This is a genomic window from Elusimicrobiota bacterium, from assembly GCA_016180815.1.
Lineage (GTDB): Bacteria > Elusimicrobiota > Elusimicrobia > JACQPE01 > JACQPE01 > JACPAN01.
The window spans coordinates 19,713-38,010 of record JACPAN010000014.1; the positions used below are offsets into that span (position 1 = coordinate 19,713).

The window sequence follows — 18,298 nt, forward strand, 5'->3', positions numbered from 1 at the left end:
CGTCTGTTGTCCACCGATTTCTATTTTGTCGGCCTAGGAAATCCCGGTCCCGGCTATGCGCCGACGCGCCACAATATCGGCTTTTTATTGGTCGACAGACTATTGGCGGCCGCCGCCGATGTTGAGAAAACAAAACCCCCTGTTTTGGCTAAACTAGCCGAGTGCTGGAAGGGCCAATTGGACGGCCGTCATGTTGTATTCGTCAAACCCACGACTTTCATGAACAATTCCGGCGATGCCGTGGCCGCTCTGCTTAAAATTTTTCCGATGGATATTTCCAGCCAGCTCATTTTGGCCTATGATGAATTGGATTTGCCGGCAGGGTCGGTGCGCCTGCGCCTGAAGGGTTCGGCCGGGACGCATCGGGGCATGGAATCCGTCATTGCCGCGGTCGGCCACGGAAATTTTCCGCGCATCCGTCTGGGCATCGGTCCTAAGCCCGCTGCGGCAAAAGCCGAGGATTTTGTGTTGGCGCCGTTTAAGCGAGAGGAGCGGGATTTGGCCGAATCAGCCTTAGTCAAGGCCGAAGAGCTTTTCCGCGCTGTTTTAAAACATGGGTGGGACTTGGCCGTGAGCAAGTATCAGCCGGCGATCTTAGGAGGACCTGAGCAATGAGCCGCATTTTTTTATTCGCTTCGTTGTGCCTGCCGCAGTTAATCATCAAAATCATCGGTTTGACGACCGGTTGGCATTGGCACGATCCTTTCGGCGCTACGGTTCTTTCGGGCCTGGCGGTGATATCTGCGGCCACCATGCTGGCTTGGGCCAGCGAATTGGCGGAGGAGGATATTTCTCAGGGCTTGGCCTTGGCCTTTGTGGCCTTGGTGGCTGTGTTGCCCGAATACGCCGTTGATCTTTATTTTGCCTGGAACGCGGGCCGGGATTTGTCGTATGCGCCTTATGCGGTGGCGAATATGACCGGCGCCAACAGAATGCTCATCGGCGTCGGGTGGAGTGCCATCGCTTTTATTTATTATTGGCGTTCCGGGAAAAAATCGTTCACCGTGGACAGGGGTCAGGCGCCCGCCATCTGGGCCCTGATCGTGGCCACGACCATTTCCTTCATCATCCCCATGTTCGGCCAGATCGGAATTTTTGCCGGGCTGCTTTTGTTCGCCGTTTTTTTCTTGTATATCCGGGAAGCCGCCCAGCACGATTCCGAAGAGAAATTGGCCGAGCCGTTCATCGAGGGAATCATCCATCGCTACAGTCCCCAACAGCGCCGGGTTCTCTATATCGGCCTGTTCGTTTATTGCGCGCTGGCCATTTTAGCTTCGGCGGAATCTTTTGCGGAGGGCTTGCTGGCGTTGGGCAAGCAATGGGGGATTGAAGAGTTTCTGCTGGTTCAATGGCTCGCTCCGTTGGCCTCCGAAGCCCCGGAGCTTCTGGTGGCCTTGATGTTTGCCTGGCGTCTGCACCCCAGGGCCGGCTTGGGCACATTGATCAGCTCTAAAGTCAATCAGTGGACCTTGTTGGTGGGCATGCTGCCCATGGCTTATGCCTTGTCTTATTGGTGGCATGGGACGGTCTCGGATCAAGCCGGGCCCTGGGCCATGCCGCTGGATGCGCGCCAGACCGAAGAACTGTTCCTGACTTCGGCTCAAAGCCTCTTCGCTACGATCGTGTTCTGCAATTTTAATTTTTCCCTCAGCGAAGCGGGGATGCTGTTCGGCTTGTTCATTGTTCAACTTTTTCTGCCCGGAACAACGGTGCGTCTGGGTTTCGGCGTTTTCTATTTAGCGCTGGCCATTTTTTGGATCGTTAAAGATCCTTCCACGCGCCGTAATTTAAAGGCGGTTTTGCTCAAGCGTGAGCCTGAGGCCGAGAAGGTTCCCCTCTGATGATCGGCGTTATTCTCGGCAGCGGTTTAGGCAGCGTCGTGGATCGCTTGCAAACCAGCGATATCACGCCGTTAAACCGCGTATTGGGGGAGGAACTCGAAGGCCGCGTGCCTCCGTTGGGCCATCACCGGCGCATGATCAAAGCCAAATACAAGAACCGGGACCTGCTCATCCTGCAAGGCCGGCTTCATTATTACGAAGGATTCCCCATACATTTAGTCGTGGAACCGGTGCGTTATTTGAAAACTTTGGGCGTGACGACCTTAATCCTCACGTTCGCCTGCGGCTCTTTAAAGCGCCGTTTCAAGACGAAAGATTTCGTCGTGCTGTCCGATCATATTCATCTGCAATCCACGAACCCGTTGAGGGGAACGACTCAATTCGTGGATTGCACCGAGGTTTATGACCGCGAATTGCGCGCCAAACTGTTGGGTTCGGCCAAGCGATTGAAACTGCGCGCGTTTCCCGGGGTGTACGCCTCAACCGACGGGCCCAGTTATGAAACCCCGGCCGAGGTTCGGGCGTTCGCGAAATTGGGCGCGGACGTTGTGGGCATGTCCGTGACCGCCGAGGCCCTGGTCGCGCGTTCGCTCGGCTTGCGCGTGGCCGGCTTAGGCTGGGTCAGCAATATGGCCAGCGGCCTTGTTCCCAAACACAAGCTTTCCCACCAGGAAGTGCTTGATTACGGCCGTCAAATCGAAACTCCTTTTTCCAAACTCCTCTTGTCCTTTATTGAAAGCATTTAGCGTCGATTATCACGAATTGATTGCGGTCAAAAAAAACGGCCGCGCCTTAACTCCGGATCAAATCGACGCTTTCGCCTGCGCCGTTGATCGGAGCGCTTGGACGGATGATCAAATCGCGGCTTTCTTGATGGCCGTGCGCTTAAAAGGCATGAGTCACGCTGAAGCCGTGGCTTTGACCCGATCCATGGCCCGTTATTCCGAGCGATTATCGTTCGGCGCCAAATATTCGGCCGTGGATAAACATTCCACGGGCGGGGTGGGCGACGGCATCAGTCTGGTGTTGGCGCCTCTGGCCGCAAGCCTGGGTCTTCTCGTGCCCATGATGAGCGGCCGTTCTTTAGGATTGACGGGCGGCACGTTGGATAAACTCGAGTCCATCCCCGGTTTTCAGGCGCGTTTGGAGGCCCGGCGCATCGAGCGACAAATCGAGCGTATCGGGTTAGCCATGTTCGGTCAAAGCCCGGCCATGGCCGGCGTGGATCAAAAGCTTTACGCTTTGCGCGATGCCATCGGCGCCGTTGATGCCGTGGGGTTGATTGTGTCGAGCATTATTTCCAAAAAATTAATCGAGGGGTTGCGGGCCTTGGTTTTCGACGTCAAATTCGGACGCGGCGCGATTTTCGGCTCCTACGCCGAAGCCCGCGCCTTGGCTAAGGCCTTGGTTAAAACAGCCAAAGACTCCGGGCTGAAAAGCGCGGCGGTGATGAGCTATATGGATGAGCCGTTAGGCCGGGCCGTCGGCAATGCGCCGGAGATTCTGCAAGCCGTGGATATTTTAAAACCCGGATCATCGCTTCAACGGGATCATTTTCGCGGGGTGGAGGACTATCTGGAGGTGACCGTTGAACTGATCCATCATATGCTGCGCCTGACCGGGGGAGTCCGCAGCAAGCAAGACGCCAGAGACCGGGTGTTTGAATCGTTAAGATCGGGCCGCGCCTGGGCCAAATTCCAAGACATGCTCAGGGCGCAGGGGGTTTCCGCCGAGGTTTCCGCCGGGCTTGAAGCGCATTTGCCCAAACCCCGTGTCCGGATTAAGGCAACGTTGGGCCGCGGCCGAGGTTTTATCCGTTTTGTTGATGCGCGATTGATCGCCCGAGCCTCGCTTTATTTGGGCGTTTTGCGGCGGCGCCGTGAGGATGAGGTGGATCATTCAGCCGGCATTATTTTGTTGAAGAAACGCGGCGACCGGGTACGTCCGGGCGAAACCGTGGCGGTGGGCTTAAGCCGGAGCGCGAACCGGCAAGATTGTAGAATGGCCGCAGAGTATATGCGCCGGGCGTACGTATTGTCGTCGTCGCGTCCGGCCGCCGGACGCATGATCAGGGAGGTTTTTTAGTCATGAAATCGTCAGCCGGCGTCAAAATCGGGGTGATCGGCGGCAGCGGTCTTTATCAGATGGAAGGCTGCCGTTTGATCCGCCAGGTCAGCGTGAAAACGCCGTTCGGCCGGCCCTCCGATTCCATCGCCATCGTTGATGTGGCCGGAATCCCGGTGGCTTTTCTGCCCAGGCATGCGCGCGGGCATCGCATTTTGCCCACGGAAATCAACGCCCGGGCCAATATTTTCGCCTTGAAATCGCTCGGCGTTGAACGGGTGCTGAGCGTGGGCGCCACGGGAAGCTTGAAGGAGGAATTGGCGCCCATGCATTTGGTGATCCCGGATCAGCTGGTGGATAAAACGCGTTTAAGGGTGCAGAGTTTTTTCGGGCAGGGGATGGTGGCCCATGTGCAATTTGACCGGCCGATCTGCCCGGCACTCTCCCGCGTCGTCGTTGACAGCGCCGGGGATTTGGGTTTGCCCGCTCATGACGGCGGGGTTTATGTGTGCATGGAGGGCCCGGCCTTCTCAACCAGAGCGGAATCGTTGGAGCACCGGCGTTCGGGTTATTCGGTGATCGGCATGACCGCTTTGCCGGAGGCCAAGCTCGCCCGGGAAGCCGAACTATGTTTTTCGTTGATCGCCTTTGTCACGGATTACGATTGCTGGAAGGAAGGCGAAGAAGCGGTTAACGCCTCCAAGGTGATCGAGAATTTAAAGGAAGGCGTCAATCGCGTCCAGCGCGTTTTAAAAGACGCCATCCCCAAGATCAGCCGTTTGCCTAGGGCCGGTTGCCCGTGTCCGGATGCCTTGTCCACGGCCTTAGTCACCGATCCTAAATACATGAGCCGCTCCACGGCCCAAAAACTCAGGCTTTTGGTGGGCCGCTACGTGAAAAAATAGTGATTAAACAAGGCCCTAAAAAAGTTTCTCGAGAGGATATCCGCGAGTTGCTTGCTTTAGCCCGCCGCGCCGTTTTTAGCGCCTACGCGCCTTATTCGAAATTTCGCGTCGGGGCCGCTGTCTTGACCGCAGACGGGCGCATTTACACCGGATCCAATATCGAAAACGCGTCTTACGGCTTAACGGTCTGCGCCGAGCGTGTGGGCATTTTTAAGGCGGTTTACGAGGGGGAAAAAAAGCTCAAAGCCGTGGCCATTGTGACCGAAGACCCGGTGGAAAAGAGCCCCTGCGGGGCCTGTTTGCAGGTGATGGCGGAATTCGCGTCTCCGGAGACTTTAATTTGCCTAGATCAGGGTTCCCGTCCGCCCGTGGTGCGTCCCCTCAAGGATTTTTTACCGCTTCCTTTTCGTTTTCCTCGAAAAACCTAGCGGTCGCTGCGTCCGCTAGAAAAAACTGGGGAGAGCTTTACGCTCTCCCTCCACTGGCACCCCGTCAACAATTTCTTGGGGGCCTACTCGTATTTTTGTCCCGAAATCCAAAACGCGCAAGGGGGGTTTGCCCGTTGGTTTGGTGGAGTCCGGTGTTTTTTTCAAAAAGCCGTTCTCCGACGGAAAATTGCTAAACTTTCGGCTCTGGAAGATCATGATCAAAGCTATTGTTTTTGATATCGACAATACCTTAGTCAATTTCATGCGCATGAAGCGCCATGCCGTGGACGCGGCCGTGGAAGCCATGCTTGACGCCGGGCTGCCGGGCGTCAAACAGGAGCTGGTGGATAAAATTTTCCAAGTTTACTGGCGCGAAGGCATTGAAAATCAGCAGATTTTCGACAAAGTTTTGGTCGAACTCTTGGGCCGCGTGGATCACCGGATTTTGGCAGCCGGAATTTTAGGATACCGCCGCGCCAAAGACGCTTATTTGGCCGTTTACCCGCATGTTCATCCCACGTTGACGAATTTGGCGCGCCTGGGCATTAAAATGGGCGTTGTTTCGGACGCGCCCAAACTGCAGGTGTTCATGAGAATCGTGGGGTTGGGGTTGGCCCACTATTTTGACGCGGTGGTGACCTTCGACGACACCGGCGAGAGGAAGCCTTCGCCTAAACCGTTTCGTCTGGTCTTGGAAAAATTGAACGTTCAACCTGCCGAAGCGATTATGATCGGCGATTGGGCGGAGCGCGACATGGTCGGCGCCAAAGGCGTGGGCATGACCGCGGTGTTTGCGAAATATGGAGATGAATTTAATAAAGGCAGCGGCGGCGCGGATTATGAAGTTATGGATATCGGCGAGCTTGTGGCTATTGTGCGCAGCCTCAACATGGGCGGCGAACCCGCCCCAGCCGCGCGTTAAGCTCACTGAACGCAAAGGCCAACTCCTGACCTTCGATCTGGATTTTGGTTTTTACGAAATCAGGGATGCGCGGGCTTCCATGGATGAGCGATTCCCGGCCGTGCGTCTTCCCGCCTCGGTGATGAAGAACGGCCATAGCCGGCCGGAAATCGATTTCGCCCTTCCTGTTTTAAGAGACCAGACGATGAAATCCGTGCAGGATACGATCGCGGGCCGTTCGACGGCATCGCCGGTTCCGGCGCGCCCGAATGTCCGCATCGTCGCATTGGAACCGGTGCGCGGCCGCCGGAGCCTGCGCATCGCGCACGGTGAGCTTTGGATTGACGAGGCGGTGGCCGTGCGTTTTTCCTTGATGAGAAGCAAGTGGAGCGCGGATCCCGAGCATTGGTGGATCGGCTATCCATCCCAGTGGCGCGCTTCGCAGAAGCGCTGGAACGATTTGTTCATCGTTAAAGACAAGGCCTTCAGGAAACATATTGCCCAGCTTGCCCGAGAAACCTACCTGCAGCGCTACGGCGACGAAAGCGAGTAATTCGAGAACGGCTTGCGCGGTCGTTTTTTTGATTTTTTATTTTTGTGCATGGCCGCTTTATCCGGCGGATGCCCCCGCAAGAAGAACGGCCGGTGTTCTGGAGCCATTATCGACTTTTTATTTTAGGGACCCATCGCTGCGCGGCGACGAACCAACCGGACTCGAGTTCATCGAAGGCTATTCGGAAATCATCGAAGCGGTGTCCCTTGATCCGTTGAAAGAGTTTTCCGGGGAATCCGTTTGGCGTTTTCGCGCGGATAAACCCAATGCCGAGACATTCGGCGTGACGACGCCCGGATCTTTTTTAAGCCCTCTGTATTTGTACAACAGAACCTCCATGCGCATCGAGCGTGGAAGCGGCGAACGTTGGACGGCAGACTGGGTGCTGTTGCGCCGGGATGAGACGGGAAGCGGCGCGAGCGAACAATCCGTTGTTTGGGGCCGGCGCAATCTTTGGTTACGCCATGGAACGCTGGGGTTTTCAAAAGGCGGCGTTGATGTTTTGGCGGGTGATTTTTTGGCGGGCTGGGGCCAGGGGCTTGTCGCCGCCGTTTATCCCGGGACTTCGTACCGGCCTTTTCTTTGGCCTAGCCATCAGGCTCGAATTGTTCCCAACCGCTCGAGCTATGAGAATACCGGATTTCGTGGACTAGCCGTGCAAGCGGCGCAGGGACCGTGGCGATGGCTGGCCGCGTTAGCGCAAACGCCGCTGCACGGACGGGTATCCGAGGACGGCCGTTTGGCCGAAGATTATTCATCGTTGGCCGGAAGTTTTTGGGGGGAATTCGGGAACCAATCGTCGTTGAACCGGAGAAACACCCTGAAGGAGGAAGCGGCGATTTTCAGGGCCGAACGGTTATCGGCGCCGGTTTTCATCGGTTTGGGAGCCGTTGTCACGCGGGTCGACCGCGAGATCTCCCCGGAACCTGATCTTGATGTTCCCGCTTTAGATCATCGCTGGGACCAGGCTTTTCACGGCCGGCGTTCGGCGCTTTTCGGCATCGATGCCGAATGGAAGATGAGCGACGAGCACGCGCTGGTCGGTGAAATGGCCGGCTCTTTTTGGAGCGGCCACAAAGCGCCCGCCGTGATCATCGGTTGGCGGCGGCGCGATCGTGGTCAACAGCAAACAGCCGGTATTTTTCATTTCAGTTCCGATTACGTTTCGCGTTTGGCGGATGGCGTGCGTTTGGGCGATGCCCGGCCGGGTAATCGCCAGGGGGCTTTTGCCGCGACCCTGACCCGTTTTTCCCACCATGAGCTCGGCGGTCATGTCTATGCCGAACGTAATTTAAGAAGCGAGTTTTCAGGTTCCTCGTTAAGTCACGCGCCGATTGATTCCAGATGGACGCTTCGGCTGCGCGGCGATGACCGAGTTTCCTTCGGCAGGGGACGTTTTGTTTATCTACGTTTCGACGCGGAGCGCGAGCCTTATTTGGTCGATGCGAAGAAAGACCCGCGCGTTGCGGCGCTTTTTGAGCGAAGTTGGCGGCTTGAGACAGGTTGGGATCGGTTGAGGTGGGCCGTGGCTGCGGGCGCGGATCACCGGCGAATGTCCGTGACGCAGTTTCCGGCGGAACGCGCCGAAGGCTGGGATGTTTATTGTCGCGCCAAGCTCCGGCCCAAAGGCGGACCTGTTGTTTACGCCAAAATTCTTTATTTCGACGCGGGCGAGGCCCTGCTCGGTTCGCGCCATGTTTATCTTTCATCTCCCGAACTTTATTGGCGCAGGCTTACGCTTGCCTCCATCGCTTATCAATCATTATTCGCTTCCTGGGCGAGACGAGGATGGCGCTCGGCCGTGGCGCTTGAAGAAACATTCGGTGAAAACATCAGTTTATGGGTGAAATGGGGGCAAACGACGCTCTCGGGCAGCGAAACAGCGTCAATCCCCCGCCTCACTGATGATCGCGACGATGTTCTTGGGCTTTCGCGCTGGGATTTTAAAACGGAATTGGCGGTGCATTGGTGAAACAGGTTCTTGTTTTGTGTTTTTTTGCGACGGCCGCCGTTGACCTGCGCGCCGGCTACCTCGATTCCCGTCATTGGTCGGATCCTTGGTTATCATTGAAGCCCCGGGAAACCGCCGGGCCGGCAAGTCTTTTTGGCGCTCACCCTGCGTATCGATCCTGTGTTAACTGGCGATTAAGCACGGGTTTTTTGACCCAGGGAGCGCGTATTATTCGCGCGCGTTCCAAGGAACCGGTGGCCCGGGAATTTTCTTGGGAGGAGCCGTTGGCCCCGGCCGTGAGCATTCAACGCCGCCTGCGTCAAACGCCTGGGCTTTGGCTTGATCTTGCGTTTCGGGAAAATATGCTGCATCGAACCGTGGAAACCCGGGGGCTTTTTAAAAATGGCGATGGACAAGGGTCCATGCATTATCAAGATCAAATGAGGGGACCGATGCTTCGATTCGGCCTGCGGTCTTCAGTCCTGGAGAACCGTTTTTGGGCAGGGGCGCATGTTATTTACGGGAGTTTAGGGCGCAATTTTGAAGTTGAGCGCCGCGAGCCTGATCAATCGCAAGCCTGGTTGATCCGTGAAAATCTGTCAGCTCAGGCCCTGGGCGCGGGCATTGGTTTTTATGGGGTTTTACCTAAAGATTGGTTATGGGCGTTGGCTTGGGATAGCCCCTTGCGCCTTAAAACGTCAAGCCATGATGTTGTTTATCAAAGCACTCAAACGGCCTGGGCGTCCGGCCGGACGCCCTTGGCTTCAACCGTCGAATTGCCGGCTCATTTGAGCATAGGGCTGGCGTTCACCGGCGGCCAGGGGAAACGTTTTTGGGCGGAATTTCATCAGATTTATTTCTCGAGGATGAAAGCCGGCGGGCGTTTAGTGTCCGATGCCGGCGCCGGGCTGCTTTGGGATACGGCTTTATTTCAACAACAGGCCATGGGGCTTTCTTCCTTCGAGCCGCCTGCGTATCAAGACGTTCGAGGTTTGCGTTTTGGTTTGGAGCGCGCATTAATCGCGCGAACGGAACTTTTATTCACCGGCGAATTTTGGACGCATTACGCCGATCCCAGGGTTCTGACGCCGATTTTTTGGGCGGGCCTGGGCTTCGAACCAAAAACAGGATTTGACCTTCGCGGCGGATTGCGCGTCAGCCGCCAAGACTATTTCGGCGACGGCCTGTTCTGGCCCAAGGATCAGCGATTGAATGAATCTATCCTCGGTCTTTGGGCGGCATTTTCTACCGATTTCTGAATTGTGGTGCGGCAAGTTCCCGAGGGGAGATCGGCTTAAAATGCGATAATGCTTGTTCATGGAAGAGCGGCCTATATTCGCCACCCTTTCGGGTATTCCCGTTGAGCGGGTTTACGGTCCAAAACCCAACGGCGGGGACCCTGCGGTCACGCCGGAAAAACTAGGCGAGCCCGGGCATTTTCCATTTACGCGCGGCATTCTGCCGGGCGGTTATCGATCAAAGTTGTGGACCATGCGTCAATTCTCCGGCCATGGCACGCCCAAGGAAACGAATCAGCGCTTGAAATATTTGCTCAATCACGGAGAAACCGGTTTATCCGTGGCCTTCGACTTGCCGACCTTGATGGGCTTGGATTCCGATGATCCGCAATCCGAGGGGGAAGTCGGCAAAGAAGGCGTGGCCATCGACACGCTGAAAGATTTTGAAATTCTCTTCCAGGGCATCAACCTTAAAGAGGTTTCCACCTCCATGACGATTAATTTGCCGGCGGTGACGTTATTCGCCATGTATTTGAAAATCGCCGAGGCTCAGCAAGTTCCCTTCAACCGCGTGCGCGGCACCTGCCAGACGGATATTTTGAAGGAATTCATCGCCCAAAACGAATATCTTTTTCCCCCGGAGCCGTCCTTGCGCTTGGTGGGCGATTTGATGGCGTACGCGGTGGACAATGTGCCGCGTTATTTCCCCATCTCTATTTCCGGCTACCACATCCGCGAAGCCGGGGCCACGGCCGTCGAAGAATTGGCGTTCACCTTGGCCAACGGGCGTGAGTATGTCCGGCGCATGGTCAATCGCGGCTATGACCCGGATCGCATCGCGCGCAGTTGTTCTTTCTTTTTCGATATCCATAATTATTTTTTTGAAGAAATCGCCAAGTTGCGCGCCGCGCGGCGGCTGTGGGCTAAATTTATGAGAGACGAGGTGGGCGCCAAGCGGGAGATTTCCTGGATTTTGGCCACGCATTGCCAGACCGCGGGCGTGTCCTTGACCGCTCAGCAGCCCTTGAACAATATCGTCAGGACCGCGTATCAGGCCCTAGCCGCTGTGTTGGGCGGCACGCAGAGCCTGCATACGAATTCCTATGACGAGGCATTATGCCTGCCTACGGAAGAGGCGGTTCGCGTGGCCTTGCGAACGCAGCAAATCATCGCCCATGAGTCCGGCGTGGCGGATACCGTGGATCCGTTGGGCGGCTCTTATTATGTCGAGCATTTGACGGACACGATGGAAGAGGAGGCCGCTAAAATCATCGGGGAAATCGAGGGCATGGGCGGCGTGGTCGGGGCTTTGAGCCGGGGGTATTTCCACCGCCGCATCGCGGACAGCGCCTATCGCTACGAAACCGAGATGAGGGAGGGCGGACGCCAAGTCGTGGGCGTCAATGCTTATGTCACGGATGCCCAGCGCCCCAAAATTTTGAAAGTTCCTCATACGGTTGAGCGCGCTCAGATCGCGAGCCTCAAGCGCGTTAAGAAAATGCGCGACCAGGGCCGCGTTCGAGAAACGCTCAAGCGTCTAAAAGATACGGCCGCGGATGAGCGCCAGAACGTGATGCCTGCGGTGCTTGACGCCGTTGGCGCTTATGCGACGGTGGGAGAAATCACCCAAGTTTTCCGGGATGCGTTCGGAGCGTATCAAACGAGAAATTAGCACTGGCATGACTGGCATGAAAATATCTGGGTACCGGCGGGCGTTGATCGCCTGCTGTTTTTTGTGGGCGTCCGCGCCTTGCGCGTTCGCTCAAGAATCCTCGATCGTGATCAAAAAAATCGATCGCGAGGAAGCCGAGCGCTTGGCTTTGCTCAATAATCCGAGCCTATTGGCTTCGTTGGAGGAAATCGCGATCGCGGAGCAGCGCCTGAAGATGGCGCGGCATTTGTTGCTGCCGCAGTTGGGTTTTGACGCGACCGCCACCGGTTTTGAGGCCGAGCGCAGCCTTGTGGTTTCCGAGGGGTTCGGCGGCGTCGTGTTGTCCCCGTCCGATAACCGGCGGCTGTACCTTGGCCGCGGCACCATCGAGCAGGTGCTTTATACGGGCGGAAAATTAAGGAACGCGGTGGTTCTGGCCAAGGCCGCTTTGGAAAAAGCGAGGTCCGACCGCGACCGGACCACGTTTCGCGTGATCCGGGACGTGCGCTTCGCTTTTTTGGACGCCTTATCTGCGGTGGAAAAAGAGCAGTTAATGGAGAGTTTGGCCAAAGAATTGGAAACGCTCAGGCCCTCTTCGGATCAGCCCGGCGCCCGTCTGATCTGGGAAGATGAGAAGCTCGAACTCGAGGAGCTTCGGGATCAGACCGCGGCCAGGGAGAAAAGGCAAACCGTGTTTGCGCTGTTGCGTTCCATCGGCATGGATTTATCGAGCGAAGTCCGCGTCACCGGACGTTTGGACGATCAGGAACTGCCTAAAAAATTGCCGACGTTGAACGAATCGCTTTCCTGGGCGCGCGAGTTTCGTTCGGAATACAGGACCGAAGCCTTGGAAAGCGAAATGAACGCGACGCAGGTGGCCATTGCCTTGGCCTCGCGAAGCCCGGTGGTGAGTTTGGCCGGTATGTCGGAGTTCCTGGGCAACGAGTTTCCGTTGAGGACCAATAATTGGTCCGGCATGCTGCGGGTCCACTTGCCTTTTTCCTGGGACAATTGGGCCACGATTCGCGAGCGCAAGGCGCAGCAGAGGAAGGGCCAAGTCCGCCGCGTGGAGATTGACGACGCCATCGGCCTTGAAGTGCGTCAGGCGCATTTTAAGCTCGCGTCTCAAATGGGGATTTTGTCCAAACGCAAAGAGCATGTGGAACGCTGGCGCGAGCTTTACGCCAGGGCGCGCGCTTCGATGCGTTCCACCGAGGACCGTTTGGAGCTGTACCATCGCTATAAAATGGCCCGCGAACGTTACTTCGAGGCTCAAGCGGCCGCTTTGCGCGCGCGTTATGAGTTTGAATACGCTATCGGAAGGGATTTGCCATGACGGTTAAATTTGCGGCGATTTGTTTGTCCGTTTTTTTCTTGGCGCCTTTTTTGCGGGCCGAGCCGATCTATACGCCAGCTTATGATGTGGATGAAGCGTTGGCCGTGCCGTCGGCGCGCGATACGGCGATCGATCTTCTTTGGGATTTATGGCGGCATCTGCCTAAAGCCAAGCGCGGCCCGACCGGCTTGGTGTTATCCGGCGGCGGGGCCCGGGGCATGGCGCATATCGGCATTTTGCGCCATTTAGAAGAGATCGGTTTTCCCATTGATTCCATGGCCGCCACCAGCATGGGCGCCTTGGTCGGCGGCGTGTATGCGGCCGGAGTCGGCATCGAAAAGATTGAAAAAATGGCCCAGGAAATCGGGTTCAGCCGCATGTCCCGCTTCACGAAGACAAAATTTTTAACGCTGGCGCTCAAAGACGGCGGCGCGCCGACGGAACTCTATCAGCGTTGGTTGAGCGCGGCGATCGATAAGAAAACCTTTGCTGAAACCAAATTCCCTCTGGCCATTTGCGCCACGGACTTGGTGACCGGGGAGTTGATTTTGTTGAAAGAAGGGCCGTTGGCTCCGGCTTTGCTGGCAGCGGCCACGATCCCCGGGCTTTTTCGTCCGGTCAGCATCCGCCAGCATTTTTTAGTGGATGGGGGCTTGCTTTATAACATTCCGACGGAGATGGTGGCCATTTTGGGCGCTAAAAACGTGCTGGTGGTGGATGTCTCCGCCCGTTCTTATGATCAGCCCATGACCCGCCCGCCGTCATCGTTGCGCGCCCTGTACCGTTCGATTGAAATTATGGGAAACCGCATGGAATCGACCACTTATAACGGCGGGGACTATGTCTTGAGATTTTTTCCTTCTGGCGTGGAGATGTTCGAGCTGTGGCGCTGGAAGGAAATATGGGAGATGGGTTTGCGCGAAGCGCGTTCCCATTCGCAGCAATTACGTTTGGCTTTTATCACCAAAGCGATCGAGACGTTGGGGCCTGAATTTTTTGCCTTGGAACAAACGGCTTTGAAATGAAAACATTCGTTTGTTGCTTGGCGGCGTTGATGATCGGTTGTTGGCCTTGCCGCCTGAACGCCTACAATTGGTTCGGCATCGAGCAAACCAAGGAATTCAAACAGACGGAACGCCGCGTCCGCCAGGCGCTGCAGAACCGTCAATGGAACGAGGCCCTGACCGTGCTGGAACAAAGCAGGCGCCGGTTCACGCACAGCGTCAAAATCCGTTTTGCGTTGGCTTATCTTTACCGTCAAGTAGGCCTTTTTTCTCAAGCTCGCGAGCATATCCAGTGGTGCGTGCGCCAATCCTGCCCGGGAGATTCTTGTGATTTGGCGTTGCGGGAATCGGCCTGGATCGCGGGCGAGTTGTTCCTTTACGAGGAAGCGTTGGATGCTCTGGGCCGCATCAATCATCGCATTGAGGCGGATTGGGCGCTCGAGGGGCGCTTGCGCGCCGCTAAAGGCGAATGGCCGGCGGCTTTGGAGGCGTTTAATCACCTCTCGACCGATCGTCCAAGCGCGGCCTTTTGGAAGGGGTGGTGCCTTTGGCGTTTGGGGCGTTTTCATGAGGCCCGCGCTTATTTCGCCAAGGCCGCGCCCGTGGCATCGGCGCGGTTATTCGAGCGTGAACTTGCGGCTTCGGAGCCCGATCCTTGGGTTGTGTTGGGGCATGCCGCCGGCCGTCGTTTGGCCGGGGAACAGGCGGCTTTGCCCGGGAAATTGGCGAAGAAGAATTTAAACGGCGATACCGCCGGGGCGGACCTTTTGGAGCGCCTGTCGAAGGGCGTCGCCCGATGACCGGCTCAAAACCGCGCCGCTTGTCGGTTCGCAAATATTCGGCCACGGGCAATACATTTGTTCTTTTAGATTTGCGCGACGCCGCCAACCGGGCGCTCAAGGCGGCGTCCTTGCCTGCGGCTGCGCGGCGTCTCTCCGGAGAATTTGCCACGGACGGATTGATCGCGATCTCCGGCGTTAAAAGTTCCAAGCCCGCCGTGCGTATGACGTTTTTTAACCCGGACGGCAGCCGGGCTTTTTGCGGCAATGGGACCAGGACCAGCGGATTTTACGAGTGGGGTCGCAGAAGGGTCCCCCCCGGCGGCGCGATCATGGTGCTCACCGACGCCGGCGCGATTCCCGTGGGCGTCAAAAAAAGCGCGGCCGCTCTTTTGAATATCGAACCGCCTCGATTTATGGAACCCGCCGCCGTCGAGATCGAGGCCGGCGGCTCGCTGTCCGCTATTTTTCACCGGGTTTGGTCGGGGTGCCCTCATGCGGTGTGTTTAGTCCCCAGCGTCAGGGATGCGGCTGTCGAAAGCATCGGGCGTTCGGTGCGTTACCATCGCGCCTTCGCGCCCGAGGGAACGAACGTGGACTTCGTTGAAGTTTTGGCGCCCGGCCGCTTGGCTGTCCGGACTTATGAGCGCGGCGTTGAGCGGGAAACAAAATCCTGCGGCAGCGGCGTGCTGGCCTCGGTGTTCGCGGCAAAATCGTTGGGCAAGATTCCCGGTCCCATCGCCGACGTGCAAACGCAGGGCGGCCGCATGAAAGTCGTCGCCGATGGCGGGCATTACGGCCTTGAGGGCGGCATTGATCTGGTTTTTGAAGGAGGAGTCTTTATATGAAGCTGCGCGGAATTTTAACGGCCTTGGCGACACCGTTTAAAGACGGCGCCGTTGATTGGGCGTCGTTGGAACATTTTGTGCGTTGGCAAATAGAAGAAGGCGTGGGCGGTCTTGTTCCTTGCGGCACCACCGGGGAATCTCCGGCCTTAAGCGAAGAGGAGCATTTGGGGGTGATCAGGAAGACGGTGGAAATAGCCAAAGGCCGCGTTCCGGTTTTAGCCGGTTGCGGCGGCAATGCCACTAAAAAAACGCTTGAGCTTGCCACCAAAGTCAGCGCCTTGGGCGTGGACGCTTTGCTGGTGGTGACGCCTTATTACAATAAGCCGACCCAGCAGGGCCTGTACCATCATTACGCTCAAATCGCCGCCGGCGTCCGCACGCCGATTTGCATTTACAACGTGCCGGGGCGCACCAGCGTCAATATCGAGCCCGCGACCGTGCTGCGTCTGGCCAAAGAGTTCCCGACGATCAAGGCGATTAAGGAATCGTCGGGCAATCTTGATCAAGCCAGCGCCATCATCCGCGAAGCTCCGGAGGGATTCGCCGTGTTGTCCGGGGACGATTCATTGACCTTGCCCATGCTGGCCGTGGGCGCCGCGGGCGCCGTGTCGGTCGTCGGCAATGTGGCTCCGCGTTTGGCCGCTGATTGCTGCGCGGCCTGGGATCGGTCCGATATCGAGGGAGCCAGGCAAATTCATTTGAGGCTTTTTCCCTTGGTCCGTTCTTTGTTTGTGGAGAGCAATCCGGCGCCGGTCAAGTGGGCCTTGAAGCGCCTCGGCCGGTTTGCTTCGGGAGAATTGCGCGCCCCTCTCGTCGAGATCGAGCCCTCAAACGCGCAGAAGGTGGAACGGGCCTTGCGGGACGCGGGTTTGATCAAGGAGCCGGTGACGGCCTGATGAGTTCGCCGCGTAAAATTAAAATCGCGGTCGGCGGTTTGTACGGACGCTTGGGCTCCCGCGTGGCCGCTTTGGCTGAGTCCGACGAGCGCGTGTCGTTGGTGGGCGGGTTGGTCCGTGAGCCGCGTCACGAGGGCGCGAGCGAAACCGTCGCCATCGGGATCAAGGCCGCCGAAATCATGGAAATGGCCGACGTGTTGATTGAGTTCACGAATCCGCAGGCGACGCTAGCCCATTTAGATGAAATCAAAACCATGGGCAAGGCCGCGGTGATCGGCACCACCGGATTTTCAAGCGACGAAGCGCGCCGGGTCGGCGACATCGCCAAGTCCATGCCCATTGTTTTAGACGCCAACTTTTCTTTGGGCATCGCCATGATCCGCAGGGCCATCAACAGCGCGGTTGGGGCCCTGGGAGAAGATTTCGACAGCGGCTTGGTTGAACTTCACCGCCGGGGCAAAAAAGATTCGCCCAGCGGCACGGCGCTTGATCTGGCCGGTCTCTTGACCGATGTGACCGGGGAAAAACCGGATATTTGTTCGTTGAGGCTGGGGGATATTCCGGGCGAGCATACCGTTTATTTGACGACGCCTTACGAGGTTATTGAATTCGGCCATCGCGTTTATTCCCGGGACGCGTTTGCCGCGGGCGCGCTGTTTGCGGCCCGTTGGGCGCACGGCCAAAAGCCTGGGCTCTACCGTTTTTCGAATGTTTTGGAGGCGGCTCATGGCAAGCATCGTTAGCAAAAGGCTCGATCGTCTTAGCCAGTATTTATTCGTGCAGGTCCGCCAGGGGCTCGGGCATCGATCCGCTTACAAACCCATCGACTTGAGCGTGGGCGACCCGGACGAGGGCGTTAACCAGCAGATTCTGGAAGAGGCTTTCCGCGTGGCCTTGCGAGCCAAAGGCGCCAACCGCTACCCTCCCGGCCGCGGCCAAATCGGTTTGCGCCGGGCCATTGCCCGATGGATGCAGGATCGCTACGGCGCGCGTTTCGACCCGGAGCGCGAGATCGCGGTTTGTTCCGGCTCGAAAGAGGGCATCGCTCACTTGATTCACGTGCTCATCGACCCGGGGCAGAAGCTTCTGACCGGGTCCTTGGCTTACCCGGTGTACGGCCGCGCCGCGGGGTTGGCCGGGGGGACCACGGAAATATTGACGATGGAGGAGAACAATGGATTCTGGCTCGATTACGCCAAATCCAAAGGCGGCAAAGCGATTTGCTTCAATTATCCTAATAATCCCACCGGCGCCTGCGTGACACGCGAGCATTTCAAGGAATTGACGGCCTGGGCCAAGAAAAAAGACGTTTTTATGATTTCCGACGCCGCTTACAATGAAATGAGCTTCGGCAACCGAGCGGCTCCCAGTATTTTTGAGATTCCCCAAGCGCGCGGGCGGGCCGTCGAGTTTCATTCTTTTTCCAAGTCGTTCGGCTTGCCGGGCTTGCGCTTGGGCTGGGTTTGCGGCGAGCCGGATGTCATCAGCGCGCTGTTGAAGCTCAAGGACACTTATGATTCGGGCGTCTGCAATTGGGTTCAATCCGTCGGGCAGTTTTTGTTGGAGATGCCGGAGCGCGACGCCGAATTGCGGCGTTTAAGGGCAATTTACGGCCGCCGCCGGGCCGTGGCCGAGGAGGCCTTGGGCGCCATGGGATTCGGCGTGTTTCGTTCGGGGGCGACTTTTTATGTTTGGGCTCGCCCCGGCCGCTCTCATTTTACGGCCGAGCTCAAGGAGCGCGTTAATGTGCTGACCGTGCCCGGGGAAGGATTCGGCCCGGGTGGCAATAGCTATATGCGTTTCGCTTTATGCCAGAGCGAAGGCCGAATCAAAGAAGCCCTCGCGCGCGTGGCCTCGGTGGTGGATTTAGCATCGGGACGCCGCCAAAAACAGCGCTCTTGAG

18 protein-coding genes are annotated in these 18,298 nt (G+C 57.2%); all 18 read left to right on the plus strand.

Annotated features, from left to right (window positions below; all coding sequences use genetic code 11):
- Nucleotides 1-6 precede the first annotated feature (6 nt).
- The 18 genes from HYT79_07570 to HYT79_07655 all read left to right on the plus strand — a co-directional run bounded on the left by HYT79_07570 (nucleotide 7) and on the right by HYT79_07655 (nucleotide 18,297).
- Nucleotides 7-615, plus strand: a complete 609-nt coding sequence (locus tag HYT79_07570; GenBank protein ID MBI2070450.1) for an aminoacyl-tRNA hydrolase — start codon at nucleotides 7-9, stop codon at nucleotides 613-615.
- On the plus strand, nucleotides 612-1,841 hold the full coding sequence (locus tag HYT79_07575; GenBank protein MBI2070451.1) for a sodium:calcium antiporter: 1,230 nt from the start codon (nucleotides 612-614) through the stop codon (nucleotides 1,839-1,841). Before HYT79_07570 ends, HYT79_07575 begins: the two co-directional genes overlap by 4 nt.
- Nucleotides 1,841-2,587 carry a purine-nucleoside phosphorylase gene (locus tag HYT79_07580; GenBank protein ID MBI2070452.1) on the plus strand — a complete coding sequence of 249 codons (747 nt, stop codon included), beginning with the start codon at nucleotides 1,841-1,843 and terminating at the stop codon, nucleotides 2,585-2,587. The genes HYT79_07575 and HYT79_07580 overlap by 1 nt, the downstream gene beginning before the upstream one ends.
- Nucleotides 2,574-3,926, plus strand: a complete 1,353-nt coding sequence (locus HYT79_07585) for a thymidine phosphorylase (protein ID MBI2070453.1) — start codon at nucleotides 2,574-2,576, stop codon at nucleotides 3,924-3,926. Before HYT79_07580 ends, HYT79_07585 begins: the two co-directional genes overlap by 14 nt.
- A 2-nt stretch (nucleotides 3,927-3,928) precedes the next feature.
- A complete protein-coding gene (gene mtnP, locus HYT79_07590; GenBank protein ID MBI2070454.1) occupies nucleotides 3,929-4,810 on the plus strand; it encodes an S-methyl-5'-thioadenosine phosphorylase in 882 nt (293 codons plus the stop codon).
- Between the two features lie 2 nt (nucleotides 4,811-4,812).
- The gene (locus HYT79_07595; protein ID MBI2070455.1) at nucleotides 4,813-5,238 is read left to right on the plus strand and encodes a cytidine deaminase; all 426 of its coding nucleotides are present in this window, start codon (nucleotides 4,813-4,815) and stop codon (nucleotides 5,236-5,238) included.
- A gap of 214 nt (nucleotides 5,239-5,452) precedes the next feature.
- Nucleotides 5,453-6,160 carry an HAD-IA family hydrolase gene (locus HYT79_07600; protein ID MBI2070456.1) on the plus strand — a complete coding sequence of 236 codons (708 nt, stop codon included), beginning with the start codon at nucleotides 5,453-5,455 and terminating at the stop codon, nucleotides 6,158-6,160.
- On the plus strand, nucleotides 6,111-6,692 hold the full coding sequence (locus HYT79_07605) for a hypothetical protein (GenBank protein ID MBI2070457.1): 582 nt from the start codon (nucleotides 6,111-6,113) through the stop codon (nucleotides 6,690-6,692). Before HYT79_07600 ends, HYT79_07605 begins: the two co-directional genes overlap by 50 nt.
- The gene (locus tag HYT79_07610) at nucleotides 6,646-8,664 is read left to right on the plus strand and encodes a hypothetical protein (protein MBI2070458.1); all 2,019 of its coding nucleotides are present in this window, start codon (nucleotides 6,646-6,648) and stop codon (nucleotides 8,662-8,664) included. The genes HYT79_07605 and HYT79_07610 overlap by 47 nt, the downstream gene beginning before the upstream one ends.
- Nucleotides 8,661-9,902, plus strand: coding sequence for a hypothetical protein (locus HYT79_07615; protein MBI2070459.1), 1,242 nt, complete (start codon nucleotides 8,661-8,663; stop codon nucleotides 9,900-9,902). Before HYT79_07610 ends, HYT79_07615 begins: the two co-directional genes overlap by 4 nt.
- Before the next feature lie 58 nt (nucleotides 9,903-9,960).
- The gene (locus tag HYT79_07620; GenBank protein MBI2070460.1) at nucleotides 9,961-11,553 is read left to right on the plus strand and encodes a methylmalonyl-CoA mutase; all 1,593 of its coding nucleotides are present in this window, start codon (nucleotides 9,961-9,963) and stop codon (nucleotides 11,551-11,553) included.
- 16 nt (nucleotides 11,554-11,569) lie between these two features.
- Nucleotides 11,570-12,868 carry a TolC family protein gene (locus HYT79_07625; protein MBI2070461.1) on the plus strand — a complete coding sequence of 433 codons (1,299 nt, stop codon included), beginning with the start codon at nucleotides 11,570-11,572 and terminating at the stop codon, nucleotides 12,866-12,868.
- A complete protein-coding gene (locus tag HYT79_07630) occupies nucleotides 12,865-13,893 on the plus strand; it encodes a patatin-like phospholipase family protein (GenBank protein ID MBI2070462.1) in 1,029 nt (342 codons plus the stop codon). Before HYT79_07625 ends, HYT79_07630 begins: the two co-directional genes overlap by 4 nt.
- The gene (locus tag HYT79_07635) at nucleotides 13,890-14,672 is read left to right on the plus strand and encodes a tetratricopeptide repeat protein (protein MBI2070463.1); all 783 of its coding nucleotides are present in this window, start codon (nucleotides 13,890-13,892) and stop codon (nucleotides 14,670-14,672) included. The genes HYT79_07630 and HYT79_07635 overlap by 4 nt, the downstream gene beginning before the upstream one ends.
- On the plus strand, nucleotides 14,669-15,499 hold the full coding sequence (gene dapF / locus HYT79_07640; protein MBI2070464.1) for a diaminopimelate epimerase: 831 nt from the start codon (nucleotides 14,669-14,671) through the stop codon (nucleotides 15,497-15,499). Before HYT79_07635 ends, dapF begins: the two co-directional genes overlap by 4 nt.
- The gene (locus HYT79_07645; protein MBI2070465.1) at nucleotides 15,496-16,395 is read left to right on the plus strand and encodes a 4-hydroxy-tetrahydrodipicolinate synthase; all 900 of its coding nucleotides are present in this window, start codon (nucleotides 15,496-15,498) and stop codon (nucleotides 16,393-16,395) included. Before dapF ends, HYT79_07645 begins: the two co-directional genes overlap by 4 nt.
- Nucleotides 16,395-17,138 (plus strand): 4-hydroxy-tetrahydrodipicolinate reductase, encoded by a 744-nt coding sequence (gene dapB / locus HYT79_07650; protein ID MBI2070466.1) that lies wholly within the window; start codon nucleotides 16,395-16,397, stop codon nucleotides 17,136-17,138. The genes HYT79_07645 and dapB overlap by 1 nt, the downstream gene beginning before the upstream one ends.
- Complete coding sequence (locus HYT79_07655) at nucleotides 17,122-18,297, plus strand: aminotransferase class I/II-fold pyridoxal phosphate-dependent enzyme (protein MBI2070467.1); 1,176 nt, start codon at nucleotides 17,122-17,124, stop codon at nucleotides 18,295-18,297. Before dapB ends, HYT79_07655 begins: the two co-directional genes overlap by 17 nt.
- The last annotated feature ends 1 nt before the right edge of the window (nucleotide 18,298 follow it).